8 protein-coding genes are annotated in these 17,147 nt (G+C 45.4%); 3 read left to right on the top strand and 5 right to left on the bottom strand.

Annotated elements, in window-relative coordinates:
• Positions 1 to 15: 15 nt before the first annotated feature.
• The gene (locus tag C162_RS12945) at positions 16 to 1,431 is read right to left on the bottom strand and encodes an ABC transporter substrate-binding protein (protein WP_083678111.1); all 1,416 of its coding nucleotides are present in this window, start codon (positions 1,429 to 1,431) and stop codon (positions 16 to 18) included.
• A gap of 263 nt (positions 1,432 to 1,694) precedes the next feature.
• On the opposite strand from C162_RS12945, the gene C162_RS34360 reads away from it, so the two are divergent.
• Genes C162_RS34360 through C162_RS12930 form a run of 3 tightly spaced genes read left to right on the top strand, consistent with a single transcriptional unit; the run spans position 1,695 to position 5,958 of the window.
• A complete protein-coding gene (locus C162_RS34360; RefSeq protein ID WP_051493444.1) occupies positions 1,695 to 2,825 on the top strand; it encodes a methyltransferase family protein in 1,131 nt (376 codons plus the stop codon).
• Between the two features lie 59 nt (positions 2,826 to 2,884).
• On the top strand, positions 2,885 to 3,583 hold the full coding sequence (locus C162_RS12935; RefSeq protein WP_036694877.1) for an ABC transporter ATP-binding protein: 699 nt from the start codon (positions 2,885 to 2,887) through the stop codon (positions 3,581 to 3,583).
• Complete coding sequence (locus C162_RS12930) at positions 3,580 to 5,958, top strand: ABC transporter permease (RefSeq protein ID WP_036694876.1); 2,379 nt, start codon at positions 3,580 to 3,582, stop codon at positions 5,956 to 5,958. Before C162_RS12935 ends, C162_RS12930 begins: the two co-directional genes overlap by 4 nt.
• A 66-nt stretch (positions 5,959 to 6,024) precedes the next feature.
• On the opposite strand, the gene C162_RS12925 is transcribed toward C162_RS12930, so the two are convergent.
• From C162_RS12925 to C162_RS12910, 4 genes are read right to left on the bottom strand one after another with little or no spacing between them, the layout of a single operon-like run.
• Positions 6,025 to 7,377: an MATE family efflux transporter gene (locus C162_RS12925; RefSeq protein WP_036694875.1), complete on the bottom strand. Its 1,353-nt coding sequence runs from the start codon at positions 7,375 to 7,377 to the stop codon at positions 6,025 to 6,027.
• A 26-nt stretch (positions 7,378 to 7,403) separates the two neighbouring features.
• Positions 7,404 to 8,186: a thioesterase II family protein gene (locus tag C162_RS12920; protein WP_083678110.1), complete on the bottom strand. Its 783-nt coding sequence runs from the start codon at positions 8,184 to 8,186 to the stop codon at positions 7,404 to 7,406.
• A gap of 14 nt (positions 8,187 to 8,200) precedes the next feature.
• The gene (locus C162_RS12915; protein WP_036694873.1) at positions 8,201 to 9,580 is read right to left on the bottom strand and encodes a condensation domain-containing protein; all 1,380 of its coding nucleotides are present in this window, start codon (positions 9,578 to 9,580) and stop codon (positions 8,201 to 8,203) included.
• Positions 9,581 to 9,596: 16 nt separating this feature from the next.
• Positions 9,597 to 17,138 carry a hybrid non-ribosomal peptide synthetase/type I polyketide synthase gene (locus C162_RS12910; RefSeq protein WP_051493443.1) on the bottom strand — a complete coding sequence of 2,514 codons (7,542 nt, stop codon included), beginning with the start codon at positions 17,136 to 17,138 and terminating at the stop codon, positions 9,597 to 9,599.
• Positions 17,139 to 17,147: the final 9 nt, after the last annotated feature.

The following is a 17,147-nucleotide window of genomic DNA, read 5'->3' as shown; positions in this document are numbered from 1 at the left end:
CCCTTCGTTTGATTTTTATTCGCTATCGATATTAAGTTGATCTTTGACTTGCTGTTTGAAGGTTTCGATTGCTTTATCACGGGCCTTATTGCCTGCAGTATATTCGCGTACTTGATCACGCCAGAGCTTGTTGATCGTTTCGTCGAATGCAGTCAAGTTCTTACCGGAAGCGTTGGCATTCGCCGGAACAAAGATATCGAAAATGTTCTGTCCGCCTACGAGTTCCAAGTCACCTTTTGACTTATCCATAACAACGGAGGAAGCAACGCTGTCCTTCGCGCCTTGCTCGCCATCTTTCAACGTTCCGTTAGCCCAGTAGTACTGGAGTCCGGTTTCAGTAGTGTCGAGTGTTACCCACTTGATAAAGTCTGCAACAGCCTTTTTCTTGGCTTCGTCCTTGACTACATCTTTGTTAGCGAGCAACCAAGTGCCTCCCCAGAAGAATCCTGTTGGTGATTCAGTAACTGCCCAGTCACCCTTTGTATCTTTGGCATGTTCGCTTAACGTATAGTTAATGAGCCAAGCAGGACCGAAGAAACCGAAGACTGGTTTTTCACCAGTGCCGTTCATATCAGCGAACCAGGCTTCTTGCCAATCTGTCGTATCGTTATAGTAGTTATTGTCTTTAAGCTTCTTGGAGAGATCAAGGAATTCTTCACGCTTCGGATCAATATGCAGCTTGCCATCAACAATCCAGCCTTTATCAGAGCTGTTTTCGATCGCGTGCCAGATATCGCCGTCACCGGAAACTGCGGCATATCCTTTAGCTTTCAGCTTCTCTGCTGCACTGAAGAATTTATCCCAGCCGGGTCCAACCTCTGTCTTGATCTTGGCCGGATCATCAGTTCCAAACACATCCTTGGCAAGCGAGCGACGATAGATAAAGGCTCCGCCTGTAGCCTGATAGCCGAGACCCTTAAGTTGACCCTCTTTGCTGCCGATATCAACAGAATATTGAGCGATGCCTGCATCCTTAACCATTTGATCAGTAAGGCCCAGGTCCGCATAGTTGGCTGCAAAAGTGGATGCATCACCTTGTGTATATTTGAGTACGAATGCGCCTTCAGTAGCATAAATATCAGGCGCATCTTTGCCGCCGGCAGCTAGAGCCTGGTCAAGCGCAGGCTGATAAGCGCCATCTGTAGTTGCAACAATCGTAGTTTTGAACTCCACATTTGCCTCTGGATGAATTTCCAAATACTTCTTAGTCATGTTTGGAATTTCGTCGGTGAAGCTCCACAGATTGATCGTTACCTTCTCACCGCTACCCGCATCCGGAGCTTTGGTTGCCTCTGCCGCATTCGATGCCGGAGCTGTTGTTGCAGCTGCGCCGGACGAGCTATTACCCGAGTTCCCGCCGCATCCTGCCAGAGCAGATGACATCACGAGTACTGTTGAGAGCCCCGCTAAAACACGCTTCATACTTTTCATACTTTGCCTCCCCTTTTATATTCATCCTCGGTTTTTTGTAACCGCCTTCATATTATAGTGCTTGTCCCTCTTCGGCATAAGGAACCCCTCATTGGGAAAAATACCACTATTTATGGGTTTTGCTCTAAAAAGTACAAAAAAGACACTTCCATTTTCTAGAATGTGTCTTTTTTCAAGAAATGTTCGCTTACAAGACTCAATCTCTAATCCAATTCTAAGACTCGCATGTCATGATTCCTGTAACAAGATAAGGAGTGTGAGACATGCAATCCATTAAATCTGCAAAGTTTACGTTCCGGGGGTCCTTCCTTTTTTACTTTCTGGTGGCTTTTGAGTTCTTTTATATGGCCAGTCCCTTTGCGGTTTACTTCTATTCGGTGTATAAGCCTGCATTGAATTTTTTTAATCAATCCCCACTTTTGTCATGGCTAATTCAATTTTTCCTGCCGCACGCGGTCCGCGAGACCTCATCATCCTTGGTAAATGCACACAATATCATTGGCGGAATCCTGGCATTATTAGGCTTCATTGGTTTTTTGGTAGGCGCAGTCCACGTTTACTATTATAAATTAGCCAAAAAAGGAGTCGTCACAGGAGGAATCTACAACCATATACGACACCCGCAATATGCCTCATTCATCATTTGCAGCTTTGGACTGCTGATTCTGTGGCCCCGGTATATCGTGCTGATCATGTTCATCACCATGCTGTTCGTCTATTACATGCTTGCAAGAGCAGAGGAACGGGAATGTGAAGCCAAGTTCGGATCAAGTTATTCCGAATATAGAAACAGAACGGGTATGTTCCTTCCCTTCAGAATCCCCTTCTCTATGAACATACGGCAGCGGACGGCTACCCGACAAAGCAGGTTCATCCTTCCTCTGCTCACTTATCTGGCGGCTCTGCTTATTGGCATCCTGCTGGTAAGTGCAGTTCAAAAACTGACAATCAACAGCCTCTATGCGGTATACAGCAGCGATTCAGCTACTATCTCCATCAACACCACTGATACAGCTATATTGGATCAGGTCCTTGAGACTGCCCTTTCGGATGAACGGGTCCAGACAAGGATTCAGCAAGACCATCCCGCCAAGCTGCTAAATTATGTGCTGCCTACCACCTGGTTTGCCGCCGAGATTCCAATGAATGGCGTTAAATATAGAGCAGGTCATAAGTCTCCCGCAGACTATGATCACAACCTGTATAAGATTATTTTCACCAAAGCAACCATGCGATCCGGGGGAAATGTAGAAGGTAAGGACATCCTCACCCAAGTCAGTGAGCGAAAAGGGATTGTAGAGGTGTGGGTAGATCTGGCTAAAGGTACAGTTACCCAAATCCTGGAGCTTCCTAAATCCGTAAAATACGGGAATATTCCGGTAGCCGTATATTAAAGCTTTTGAAGCAGCAACTCTGAGATCAAATCAAATCAAACCAAACGGAGGTTACACGAATGATTAGCTTAAATAATGTCGAGAAAAACTATTGCACTGAAGCCGGCTCCTATTCTGCACTTAAGAATATTACCCTGGAGATCCCTCAAGGAGAGTTCACCCTGATCATGGGGAGATCCGGAAGCGGAAAATCAACCTTGCTCAATATTCTAACTGGAGTAGATAAACCTAGCGGAGGAGAAGTACGGGTAAACGGAGAACTCATCAATCCTTTAAATGAAAGCGAGATGGCTGAATGGCGGGGACAGAACATAGGCATTGTATTTCAATTCTTTCAACTGATCCCTACACTGTCCGTCATTGAGAATATCCTTCTCCCTATGGATCTGGTCAATATAATCCCGCCTAAGCTTAGAAAAGAACGCGCCCTTGAATTGCTCCATAAAGTCGGGCTTGCCAATCACGCCAATAAAAGACCCAGTGCTCTCTCAGGCGGGGAACAGCAACGCGTAGCCATCGCCAGAGCCATCGCAAACGATGTGAAGATTCTTGTAGCGGATGAACCTACAGGTAATCTGGACTCCAGAAATGCGGAAATTATTCACACGCTCTTTGGGCGACTTCAGCAGGAGGGGAAGACCATCATTATGGTTACACACGAAAGAGAAATGATTCAGGGGGCTTCCCGAAAAATTCTGCTGAAGGACGGCGCTATCATAGAAGATAAAACAATTCAGCTGGAGGAAGCAGCGATATGAAATTATTACTTTTAAAAGTTTTTCGTGATTTAGCCAAGGATAAATTCCGAACGATCCTGTCGTTGCTCGCCATGCTAGTCGGCACTTCAGCTTTTGGGATCATGTTGTTCACCTATTTCATTCTAGACCGGGAGCTAGTGGATGTATTCGTACCCACCCAGCCTTCATCAGCAAATATTATGTTAGACCGTGTTGAAGACAACCTGATCCAATTGACCAAGAACTTTGAAGGCATTGGTAAAGTTGAAGAAAAGGCGGTATACCCGCTGCGCATCAAGATCGGGGAGGATAAATGGAAAACCCTTTATTTATACGGGATAAAAGATTTCAAGAATATTCAAAGCAATAAAATCTCCAGTATTGACGGCTCCTTCAACCCGGGTCTAAATGAAGTACTAATTGAGCGGGATGCGCTGGGTGTGGCCAAAACAGCTATTAATGAAAACATCGTATTCACCCTACCGGATTCAAGCATCAAGGAGTTGAAGGTCGTAGGCTCGGTTAATGATATCCATGTTCACCCTGCCTCTATGCATCAAACGGTATACGCTTATGTGTCATTTGAGACTCTTGCCCAGCTTGGCCTCACACCCAACCGATTAGATATCACCTTGTCCGAACATCCTTATAACCGTGAGCATATTCTGAGCACAACCAGAGATTACATGAAGGAGATTGTTAACAAGGGATACGCCGTGAGTAACATTGAGGTTTCTCTTACTCCTGGACAAAGCCCCCACAAGGCTGAGTACAATGCCGTGCTTTTTATAATTCGGATATTTAGCGGCCTGGCCTTTGTATTAGGTTGCATGATTATTACCAGTCTGCTTTCAACTATTCTGACTCAACAGGTTAAGCAGATTGGTATATTAAAGGCTATCGGCGCAAAGACCAATAACATATTTTCAGCCTACTTATGTATTATTCTGCTGCTGGTTGCGGGCAACATCGCGATTTCATTACCACTCTCTTCCGTACTCAGCCAGAGCTTTTCCAAGTTTCTGATGAGAATCAGTAATATGGACCTTCCAAACTCCAGTATCCCTAACAGCCTGCTCTTGTTATTTGCTCTATTGGCATTATTCGTCCCTCTGGTAATAGCTTTCATTCCTATACGAAAAGGGGTCGCTATGTCAGTGAAAGATTCGCTGAACAGCCATTCAAGCGATGATGCTTATATTAAAGAAGGACCTATGATGAAGTGGGCAACAGGGATAAGGTTTCTGTCCAGACCCATCCGTCTCTCTATTCGAAATGCAGTGAAGCGGAAAGGACGTTTTTATCTGAATATTGTAACGTTAACGTTTGGGGGAGCACTTTTTATAGCTGTCGTGACCTCAATCATTTCCCTGAATTATACAATAGACCAGTCGATGGATAAGCTCGGTTATGATTATGAAATAAATACCAAAGCCCCTGTAGATAGCGGAACCTTAGATCAGGTAATGCAAAATATTCCAGAAATAAAGAATCATGAATTATGGGGAGGCGGCAGCGTAAATCTGATTAATGCTGATGGAAGGATGAGTAGCCGTTACCACCTTTTAGCCCCTCCCTTCGATACGAAAACCTATACTCCTGATGTAATGGAGGGCCGTTGGCTGAAGGAGGGCGACACCAATGAGGTCGTTATCGGATATAGATTCTTCGACTCGGAGCCTTCGGTAAAGATGGGAGACGAGATTAACGTCAGGATCGGAGAAGAGATTCATTCACTCCACATTGTGGGAATTGTTAAAGAGTTGGGTGGCTCTACGATGTTCATCAACAAGCAAGGCTTTGACCAGTTAAGCCCCGCTATTGAGACGAATAATCATATTAAAATAATGACATCACCCGAACTCGTAAAACAAGACAGCGGCCTTTCCCTCATTGAGGAGAAACTCGAACAAGAAGGAATCAACACTTACTCCAGCGAGAGTAAGACGAATTTCTACACGGTCGTCAAAAAACATTCACTGATGACGATGTACACCTTTCTATTCGTCGCTATCATTGTAGTGATTGTAGGGGCCATTGGACTCACCTCTACGATGAGCATTCAAGTAGTCGAACGTACCAAAGAAATCGGGATCATGAAGGCTATCGGCTCTACCACGAAACAAATCAAACGAATTATAACCGCGGAGAGCATCTTCATCGCCCTGATCAGTTGGAGTATCACATTGATTCTGGGGATTCCGATTGAATATCTAGGCTCCATAGTCATCGGGAACGTTACAATCAAAACTCCGTTGACTGTTGACCTATTCTCGTTCATATTGCCAAATATCATTTGGTTTGTTATTCTGCTTCTCGTCGGTTACATGTCTAGTATCTTCTCCTCACGTAAGGCAGCCAAGATGAAGGTTAAAGAGACCTTGGTATTTGAATAAACAAAGAACCAGCCAATCCCCAATAATGGAGGACTGGCTGGTTCTCTTTAATTATCCTATTACCAACTATCCTGTTACCACCCCAGAAACGTTCTTTCTCATCTTCCAGGCAAAAGACACCGTTAAGAGCACTGTCAGGAAATCAGCTACAGCCTGTGAAATAATGACACCGTTCAGCCCCATAAATTGGGGCAAGATCAATAGGGTCGGAATAAAGAACACGCCTTGCCTGCACATGCTGAGCATGGCTCCTTCTTTCGCCTTTCCAATAGCCAGAAATAAGGTGATGTATACCATTTGGAACCCAAAGAAGATAAACATCGAGCAGTTTGCAATTAGAGCTTGACTCCCTATTCGAATTACATCTGGATCGTTAGAGAACAGAGCAATAATCGGCCTTGAGAACACAATTAGGATGAACGCCCCTATTCCACAAAACCAGCTTGACCATTTAATCCCAATTCGAATCGTGTCTTGCAGACGGTCATACTTTTTAGCGCCATAACTATATCCGGCAAGCGGCTGAAATCCTTTGGTAAATCCAAATACCACAAAAGAAAAAATGGAATAAATCCGGGTCACGATGCCCATAGATGCCACAGCTGTATCTCCATAATGACTTGCTGCCGTGTTAGTCAACCCTATGGACACACTGGTGAGGATCTGAAAAATAAAGGTAGGAACACCAACCTTCAAGATTTGTCGGTAGATTTCTCCATCCAGGGAGAAGTTATGAAATGAAATCTTCACGAAGCTTTTCCGGCTCAGAATGTACCATAAATAAAGGATGGTAGTGGTTCCCTGGGCAACCATTGTGGCAATTGCTGCACCTCTTATTCCCCAGTTCAGACCATATATAAAAATGGGGTCCAGTATAATATTCAACCCTGCACCAAGCAGCATTGCAATCATACTAAATTTTGCAGCGCCTTCTGATGCCACAATGTTATTCATGGTAACATTAAATACGTTAAGCATCGAACTTCCGATATAAAGGGTAGCGTAAGCCGTCGCATAAGGCATAATAGTATCCGTTGCCCCCAGGAAAGTAAGCACAGGCTCCAGAAAACCTAATATGACCGCTATCAAGCACCCGCCGGCTACTATACTAGTTAATACTGCGGTAGATGCAGTCCTGCTCGCCTGATCATGTCTTCCTTCACCAAGAAGACGCGAAATATAAGATCCGGCCCCGCTCCCGAAGGTCAAGCCCACCCCCACTACGAGCATAGAGATCGGAAAGGCAACAGACACGGCCCCCATTTGGCTTGTTCCAAGTCCCCCTACAAACAAAGCGTTAACTACATTGTAGATTGCATTTATCAGCATTCCCAATATCATTGGTGTGGAGAGCTTTAACAGTGCCTTAGGAATGGCCTCCTCCCCAAGTATAAATATTTTTTTATCATTTGTGTTCATATCTTCCCTCCTTCCAGCCTTGTTGTCTAACGTATGCAATCTTGAATAATACGAATAATGTCTTCCTGAACAGCGGGGTTTAGAATAAAATAGTGTTTCTCCGGCATCGTTATCATCCTGAATGAATTGCTGGTATAGTTGCTCCATTCTTTCATCTGTTCTGGAAACCCTAAACTGTCAAACACCCCCGTAAAGGCACACAGCGGAATATTAAGCGGAGGTGCATTGTGATCATGTTTCCATGTCCCAATCATCTCGAAGTCAGCTTTTAATGTAGGAATAATCATTTGGAGGATATCTTCATTCTGAAGCACCTCTTCGGGTAGAGCATTGAAAGCCCTCGCAATCTGAATAATTTCGCTGTCCGACATTTTGTGGATCATGGGGGCAACTACAGGAAGATGCGGCGGAGTGCGGGCAGCAATAAATAAATGCTCCGGTTGTCTGACTTTTTTCCCGGCTAACCGTCTGGTTACTTCATATGCTATGAGAGCACCCATACTATGTCCAAATATAATATATTTCTTATCACTGAAGGCGCTAATCTCATTCGCTATCTCTTCAGCAAGCGAATTTAGACAGGTATACAGTTCATCCCCAGTTCCCGGGACATGACCCGGGTATTGCACTGCCACCAATTCGAACTCTTCCGGAAGAACATTCAACCAGGGACAATAAATCTCGGCCATCCCTCCGGCATAGGGCAGACAGAATATACGACAAGTCGCCTGGGGATTAAGCTTTGGAGCAACAAATAATGGGCTGGATGTTACCGTGAGCCTGCCGTTATTAGTACGTACTCGCATCATCTCTACTCCTTTTGCTAAATATCGAAATCCATCATGGATGAGACCGAGATGTCAGGATGTTCAATAAATTTCACGAGCGCAGCTCTGACATTGTTCAGAACACTCCAAGCAGATTCGCTGCTGTAAAGACTATTATCATAAATTAGCTTAAGCTCAAGCTTAGCTTCCGGCCACACAAATAATGAAAGCGGGAAATGCGGGCGACTCTCCAGATTGTAATCATCCGTCCGGAAGGGCAAACCTACAAACGGATCATCAGCAAGCGGGATATTCTTAAATACCAAAGCACTATGGAACAGGTCCCGGTCATCGGACATACCACACCAATGCTTAATCTCCTGCTCTGAAGAAGAAGCAAAGCGAAACGTATTCATCATAGACGTCTGAATTCCTCTGACCCACTCAACGAAACCCTCCTCCTTCCGAATTTGACAACGAATCGGCAAGGTATTAACGAACAAACCTACGCGTGCTTGAGCATTCTCAAGCAGCATCGGCCGGTCTGCTACTGTCTGTCCGGTGACAACGTCAGCTCCCCCACCGCTCAGATGACTTATTAATAACGAGAAGATCCCTTGAAATACACCATTCATCGTTACTTTGCTCGCCTTGATCACTTCTTGTAAAGGTTGAAACAATTCATATATATGATAATCGAGCCTTCCTTGGCGTATCTGACTCACAGGAGCTTCTGGTGCTGGAGGCTTCAGCAGGCTCAGCGGAGGCTGATGCGTGCATCCTTGTAAATATTCGGGCCAGAAAGCACTTTCCTCAGCAGTATCCCTATTTTTAAGATAACGAATGTAGTCCTTATATGGATATCCTGGAAGCATGAGTGCTACCTCCCCTGAACTGCTTAACTGCTTGTAGAGCTGCAGGAAATCAAACAATACTACCGTAAACGCCCATCCATCCATGATCATATGGTGAAAACGCCACCAGAGACGGAACTTACGATCATTAAGATGGATTAGCGTTACTCTCATTAATGGCGCTTCCTCCATGCAGTATGGGATTAACCGGTCCGCCTCTATCACCACCTCCATCCTGTGTGCTTGTTCTTCCTCACTTATGCCTGTCCAATCGTGTATTTGAATAGGAAACAGGGCCTTCCTTAATACAGCCTGTATAGGCTTCCCAATACCTTTATTAATAAAGGCTGTTCGTAAAATCGAATGACGCTTCAATATTTCGTTCCAGCACTGAGTAAAAATCCTGTCGTCGATTTCCCCAACAAAGTTAAAGATCAGATTCTCGTGAAACAAACCATCCCCCTGAGAAGTAAGGTAGCGGTTAAAGTTATCCAGCTGTAATGGGCTTAACTCATAAATATCTTCCAGGTTCCTCATCGCTGCAGATGGACTCCTTGTTTCTGCAAGTTCAGTTGACATCATAAACTTCCTCCCCTTCTTAATGGCTGGTTGCCAATATCCCCATGAATGATTCAAATTCTGCATCGCTCCAACTCATGTCAGGATAATCACTTGCAACATACATATCCAAATCCTCACTTTTGATAGACAGGAATAAGGACTGCAAATTCTGTAATAGACTGTATCCCAGCTTCTCCATTCGTCTATCATCTACTTGGGCAGCATTAAACTGGATTTGAAATAACAATTCTTCCTGATCAGCAGATGCACTTATTTCTAGTAAGTAGGGACTACGGTAAGCTCTTTCGCTGGTTGACGTGATCAATGAAACTGCGCTGCTCACACCAATTCCGGGTTTCAACCTTTCCAGTGCTTCACTGTAGGTGAACTTGATCTCTGGATGGATTGAGGGCTTACCCTCTGTCCACTTTTTACAATTACGCATAGTTGTCTTGCCTGCTCGAATGTATTCGCTCAATCCTGATCTATAATCTGAGCGGAAGAGAACGGAATGTATGCTGCCTAATTGGCCCAAGATATGATTCATTTCATTTTGCACGAGCACCTTCTGCTCCGCCTCACACATACAATCAACCCAAAGCTGCTGCGCATAACCCAGCTCTTGCATTGAATACCCCATTGCAATGAGGAGAAGCTCATAATCCTGTAATTTTGCTTCCTCAAGCACGGCACTCCAGACGGGTTCTTTCATAAATGTAAAGTTTAGGGTACACATACGGTCAGAGGTTTCTGTTGGATTACCCAAGTGAAGGGCTACGGATGAGTCATCCCAATCTTGCAGGCTTTGTTCTGCAGGCTCCTCCCTGTTCAGATTCAGCCAATCCCTAAATTGCTTGGTACGGTGAATTTGCTTAATCTTCTCTCCCGCAGAGATCTGATTGTAGCAATCATAGATCTGTTCCAGGAATAGCCCTACGGAACGCTGGTCCATAATCAGCTCATTCCAAACCAGCAGTATATACTGCAATCTCTGATCTGGCTGATCCAACAAAATTAGCTTGATCAGGATGTCTGCTGACTGCTGCTCCTGGTCAGAACGAATCTGTTCGGTCAATTTATGAACCTCCTCTTCCTCCAGGCCGTTCAAATCTACATAATCAATCTCTGGCTTCTTTACCTTACTGTAAAGAGCTTGTGTCCAGACTCCGTCACTATGGTTGAACTGCATTTGCAATGCTGCATTCCTGGATACTACATACTGAAACGCACTTTCCAATTTTTCCGGTTCCATTAACTTTTCCACCTTGAACAGAAGCGATTGATTTAAGGCTGGGAGAGATTCATACCTTTCCAGTAGAAGCTGTTGACCAGCACTTAAAGGCAATTCTCCAACATACTGCTCCTCTCCATCTTCCAGCTCAACCATACTATTGTTCAGAACCTCTGCTAGCTCAGCTAGTGTAGAATGTTCAAAGAATAACTGCGGTGAAATCTCTATGCCTTCCTTGGAAGCAAGACTAATAATTTGAATTCCCCTAATCGAATCCCCTCCAAGCGTAAAGAAATTGGTATGGATATCAACCTTCTCCTCCGCTAGACGAAGCACTTCTGCAAATATGGGGATTAAGATATTCAGTACTTTATTGTCCGACAGGTCTTGAGCTTTCGACTTTCTGCCGGTATTCTCCGGAACGGGAAGCGATTTACGATCAATTTTACCGTTCACAGTAAGCGGGAATTCATCAAGAATCATATATTGATTCGGTACCATGTAATTGGGTAGAGCATTTGCAGTGAATAATTTCAGTTCTTTCGTATCAAGCGTCATTCCGTCCTTTACAAGGATGTAAGCGGTCAGAGTTTTCTTATCCGTATCCTTGCCTGCAAGATGGACAACGACCCCTTTTACGGCTATATGCTTTAACAACACGGATTCAATCTCTTCCAGCTCAATCCGAAATCCGGAAATTTTCACTTGAAAATCTTCGCGTCCCATAAACTCCAGGTTCCCATCGGGAAGATAACGCCCCATATCGCCTGTTCTATACAACCGTTCACCTGTATCAGGGTGGGTTATAAAAGCTTGGTCTGTGAGCGTGACATCATTCAAATATCCCAGTGACAACCCTCTTCCGCTAATATACAGATCGCCAGGTACCCACACCGGACAATCAACGAACTCCTTATTGTATACGTGGAATTTTTGGTTGGATAACGGTTTACCGTAAGGTATACTCCTCCATGAAGGGTCTACTTCCTGAATCGGGTAATAATTGGACCAGATTGAAGCCTCCGTCGCACCTCCCAGACCCATTACCTGCGCCAATGCCGCCTGCTTCTTTATGCGGGAAGCTAAATTCAACGGGATCCAGTCACCACTCAGAAGAACAAGTCTAAAGGGAAGACTGGCCTCTAAGAGCGCTGTATATTCGACCAGCATCGCCATCAGTGCAGGAACAGAATTCCACACAGACACCTTATGAAGACTTAGCATATCCAGCCAATGCTTAGGGTCACGTGAGGAATGGGCATCAGGAATCACCAATTCCCCTCCTGCTCCCAGGATGCCGAATATATCGTATACCGATAAATCGAAATTCAGCTCGGAGAGTGCAAACCCTATATCCTCTGAACTAACCTGGAATTTGGCATTGATATCCATGATCGTATTTTGTGCTGCCCGGTGGGTGATCATAACGCCTTTGGGCATTCCCGTAGAACCCGATGTAAAAATGACATAAGCTAAATCATCCAGCTCCTGACAAGAATCCCGCCGTGTAACCTTATCCGGGGACACTGCATTATGTGAGGTAATCGTTTCGACTGCAATTCCCAAGTCCTGAATCCACTGAAGAGAAGCACGATATTTCTCCTGTATCAGAATCACTCTGACCGCGCTGCTCTCCAATATATATTGCAATCTTTCCCGGGGCAGCTCCGGGTCCAGCGGCAGATAAGCCCCGCCTCCTTGCAGAATGCCCAATACCGCAACTACCTGCTCGTACCCTTTCTCCATGATGACAGGAACCAACTCCGCACGCCGTAATTGCTTCTCCATCAATTTGCAGCTTACTGCTGTTGCCAGCTTATCCAATTCTCCATAGCTTATTTCCTTCCGGGAGGTCACTAACGCGATTTGATTGGGATTCGCCTTGGCATAACGGAAGATTGGATCGTGTAACAATTCACAATCTATTGGCTGATCCGTGGCGTTGGCCTCAAGAACGATAGACAGATCAACCTCTCTAAGTAGCTGATTATAAGTACTGCTCCATGTAGACTCATCAGTAGCTAACCGATTCATAATTCCTTCGTAAGTCTCCCACATTTGGTCCAGCATTCCTTGCGGGAACATCTCTTCCAGCGCATGCCAGCTTAGCAAGAGGCCATTCTCCATCTCCATTGCCGTATGATCCAGCCATACTTGAGGAGTCTGAGATATCAGGTAGGAATAATCACCCAATGTCTCGAAGAACTCTTTTTCACCTGCAACCTTTTGTACGATGGTGCTAGTAAAGACAACCGGAAACACTGGTCCTGAACTCCCGCCTCGCAGCTTTGCCAGCTTACGTAAGATAGAAGTTCCGCTTATATACCGGTTATCGAGATTCTCCCAACTATTCTGCTGTAATTCTCTGGCACATTCTTCAAAGGTCTTCTGTTTATTCAGGCTGACAACAACCGGAGCAAAGGAGGCAAATTCCCCTACAATCTGCTTGACCTGCTCATGAATAGGCAAGCGGTTAATGATCGGTGTATTAATACAAAACTCATTGGATTTGCTCCAAAGACCGAGTACCTGAGCAAACACGGTTAGAATCACGCTGGAAGGAGATAACGCCCGTTTTACAGCAGCCTCTTTAATTTGATCCCATCTGGAGGTTTCAACAACAAAACTCCAACGTTTAAACCGGATTTCTGTTATAGATGAAATATCCTTAGCCACTGGCAGCTCAGGAGCTGTATTCGCTGGCAGACTCTTTATCTTCTGCTCCCAGAATTCATCCGCTTTGACGTATGGCGGTGAATCCTTCAGTTGCTTCTCTGCCAGAACATAATCCCTGAAGGAAAGGTCTAACACCGCAGGCTGAAGAGCTTCTCCCCTGTACAGCTGCGCCCACTCGCTCTGCAGAATCCGCATGCTGCCCACATCGCAAATCACCAAATCCATACTGAAATGAATACGCACCTTGTTCTCGGGTAACTGCGTTGTACGAATCTCAAAGAGAGGCCATTCCGTTACAGGACGGACAACGTGGTCCATTTGGGACCGGACAACTAGCGCTTCTGCCTCAGCCGACTCGTGATCCAGTTTCCGCACATCCAAATTCCGAATGTTATAGGTTAATCTCTCCGTAAGGATGCGCTGGCCTCCGTCGGGTAACAGGACTGAACGAAGCATCTCATGGCGGTCGATCAACGCTTGCCAGCTTTGCTCCAGTCGCTGAATATCAAGTCCCTCTTTCTCCGATTCGTAATAGACATGCGCCGCTATGTTGCCCACACCGAAACTGGATATCCGTCCCAGCCATTGTGCTTCTTGCATTTCGGTTAATGGGAACGGATCAGCTCTCCTTTCCACATCCTCAATAACATTATTGAGCTTCCAAAGCTCTTGCGCGGGTTCAGAAGGCTGATCTGCTCTTGAAGAAATAGCAAGCCCGATTTCTTGTGCTAAAGCTTCAACCGTAGGAAATTTATAAAACTCATTCAATTTAATTTCAATTCCGAATTGCTCGTTTATCCTGGACAGCAATTGAATTGCCAATAAAGAATGTCCGCCCAGTTCAAAGAAGCTATCGTAAATGCCGATGGAATGGAAGCCAAGCACAGCTGAAAAAGCATACATCGTCTTCTGTTCAAGCTCATTACGAGGGGCTTGTCCGCTGCTGTACAGCACCTTATCCTGCTCATCAAGCCCGGACTCCGAATCGCTTATCACCACATCAAAATCAGTGTCCAGGTCATGGGTGTGGGGCTCCATCCAATACCGTCTCCGCTCAAACGGGTACACAGGAAGTTCAACTTTACGCCGGGTGCCTTCTTCCGAGAATTCATTCCAATGGAATACAGCACCATTAGTCCACAGCTTCCCGGCTGAACCGTAAATGTATTTCACAGAATGGCTTTTTTCCCTGGCATGCGGCAGAGAAGCGAACACCTTAGTCGTCGGTTGAATATTTTTCATAAAGATACTCAAGACGTTTCCAGGCCCAACTTCAATAAAGAGACTCTCCTCATTCTCCAATAACTTGTCCGCCCCATCACTGAAACGTACCGAAGAGATAATATGACTGGCCCAGTATTCATGTGATGTAGCTTGTCCGGCTTCAATCCAATCACCGGTTACATTAGACAGGTAAGGAATTGTTGGCTGATTGAGTGTTATTCCTTGCATAAACCGTAAGTATTGCTCATAAGCCGGTTGCATCATCCATGAATGGAAAGCATGAGAGGTGTGCAGCCTACTGCAGCTTATGCCATTCTCCTCAATGGTCTGCATGAACTTTCTTATGTCATTCTCCGGTCCGCTTACAACCGTAAACCCCGGCCCATTCACAGCAGCAACAGATAGTTTCTCAGTCAAGTAAGGAGTTATATCCTGCTCAGAGGCCGAAATACCGCACATAGAGCCAGCGGGAAGATTACATATGAACTCGCCTCTTTTAGCCGTCAGCATCAGTCCCTGCTCAAATGTAAATACACCTGCCAGACAGGCAGCAGCATATTCACCAATACTGTGTCCTATGCATGCATCCGGGTTGATTCCCCAGCTCATCCAGAGCTTGGCTAGCGCATATTCAATCAGGAATATCACCGGTTGTGTAATATGAGTTAATGTGAGCAGACGTTCTGCCTCTGCTTCTTCCCCCTCTGACGGAAAGAGCACGGCCAGCACATTAATCTTCATAAATTCCTGTAACAGATCAGCTCCCTGGTCAATCAACTGTTTGAATACAAGCTCACTATCGTACAGTTCCTTCGCCATATGAATATATTGAGAACCTTGTCCCGGGAACATAAACACAATTCTCGGTTTAGTCTGTTTGATGAAGCCTATCCATTTATTTTTTGTCTCGTAATCCTCAAGTACACCAGCCAAATCTGAGGCAGTGGAGCCAACAGCTGCCAGCCGATACTCAAATGCTCTGCGCCCAACTCTTAGGGTATGAGCTACATCGCCCAAATTCACCTCTGGATTTGACCTTAAAAAGCAGGCCATACTTGCTGACATTTCGCTTAATGCGTGCTGGCTTCGTGCAGACAGCAGCACAAGCTCTGGAGAGGAAGCCGCGGAGTTCTTCGTTTCGGTCCATTCCTCCAAAATCAAGTGTGCATTCGTTCCTCCGATCCCAAAAGATGAGATGGCACACCTTAGCGGTTCTCCCTCTACCCGCTCCCAATCCTTGACCTGCGTATTCACATAAAACGGTGATTTCTCGATTTGCAAATGAGGATTAGGCGTCTGATAGTTCAGGCTCGGAACAAGTATTTTATGCTTCAGGCACAGCACCATCTTGATAAAACTCGCAACTCCCGCTGCACACTCCAAATGTCCCAAATTGCTTTTTACCGAGCCGAGAGCAATCTGCTGTTGATGATGACTGGAACCATACACCTGGTTTAGCGATTCGAACTCGACCGGGTCTCCCAAAAAGGTACCGGTACCATGAGCCTCAACAGCGGTAATACTATGCTGCGGAATGTCCGCGAGTGCCAACGCAGTCTTAATAACCGTCTCCTGCCCTTTTCTTCCTGGTGCAGTATAACCCACCTTTTCGCCGCCATCATTATTAACACTGGAACCTTTGATCACAGCATGAATGATGTCGCCATCCCGAACAGCATCTTCCAACCGTTTCAAGACGACTACCCCTGCTCCACTGCCAAATATAGTTCCTGAAGCATCAGCATCAAAAGGGCGACAATGTCCGTCTTTAGATAAGATCATATCTGACTGATACATATAACCTGTCTTGTGAGGACTGCGCACAGTAACTCCGCCCGCCAATGCAACATCGCATTCCTGATTCAGCAGACTCTGGGAAGCGTAATGGATGGCCACCAAGGCAGTAGAACACGCTGTCTGAATGGATAGAGCAGGACCCGATAAGTTCATCTTGTAAGCAACACGGGTTGCCAAATTATCTTTATCATTGGAGATTTGTACAAAGAAATTATCAGCACTACTGCCTGCCCCCCTTCCATTCAGTACATTGTTCAGCAAATAGGAATTAAAGGTCGAGCCGGCAAATACCCCGATACTTCCATTGTATTGCTCAGAATCGCAACCGGATTTCTCCAGAGCATGCCAGCACAGCTCCAGAAATATTCGATGCTGGGGGTCCATCATAGCCGCTTCTTTGGCACTGTATCCAAAAAAGGAGGCGGCAAACTTATCATAATGATCTATAAAGGAGCCGTATTTCACATAATTCGGATGTTCTAACGTCTCCTGCCGAATGCCTGAGTATAGTAGCTCTTCATCCGATATGGGAATTACAGACTCTAATCCGCTTACCAGGTTACCCCAGAACTCTTCCGGGCTTGCAGCATCAGGAAATCGGCAATCCATACCAATTACGGCTATATCTAATGCACCAAAATTATTATCCATGACTCTCTC

This window comes from Paenibacillus sp. FSL R7-269, from assembly GCF_000517865.1.
In the GTDB taxonomy this organism is placed as follows: Bacteria; Bacillota; Bacilli; order Paenibacillales; family Paenibacillaceae; genus Paenibacillus_AQ.
The sequence above is the reverse complement of the archived record's forward strand: the minus strand, read 5'-3'. Positions and strand labels throughout refer to the sequence as shown.

Coding starts and splice junctions, on each gene's coding strand:
- C162_RS12945 (WP_083678111.1), bottom strand. CDS start 1,431: ATGAAAAGTATGAAGCGTGTTTTAGCGGGGCTCTCAACAGTACTCGTG.
- C162_RS34360 (WP_051493444.1), top strand. CDS start 1,695: ATGCAATCCATTAAATCTGCAAAGTTTACGTTCCGGGGGTCCTTCCTT.
- C162_RS12935 (WP_036694877.1), top strand. CDS start 2,885: ATGATTAGCTTAAATAATGTCGAGAAAAACTATTGCACTGAAGCCGGC.
- C162_RS12930 (WP_036694876.1), top strand. CDS start 3,580: ATGAAATTATTACTTTTAAAAGTTTTTCGTGATTTAGCCAAGGATAAA.
- C162_RS12925 (WP_036694875.1), bottom strand. CDS start 7,377: ATGAACACAAATGATAAAAAAATATTTATACTTGGGGAGGAGGCCATT.
- C162_RS12920 (WP_083678110.1), bottom strand. CDS start 8,186: ATGATGCGAGTACGTACTAATAACGGCAGGCTCACGGTAACATCCAGC.
- C162_RS12915 (WP_036694873.1), bottom strand. CDS start 9,580: ATGATGTCAACTGAACTTGCAGAAACAAGGAGTCCATCTGCAGCGATG.
- C162_RS12910 (WP_051493443.1), bottom strand. CDS start 17,138: ATGGATAATAATTTTGGTGCATTAGATATAGCCGTAATTGGTATGGAT.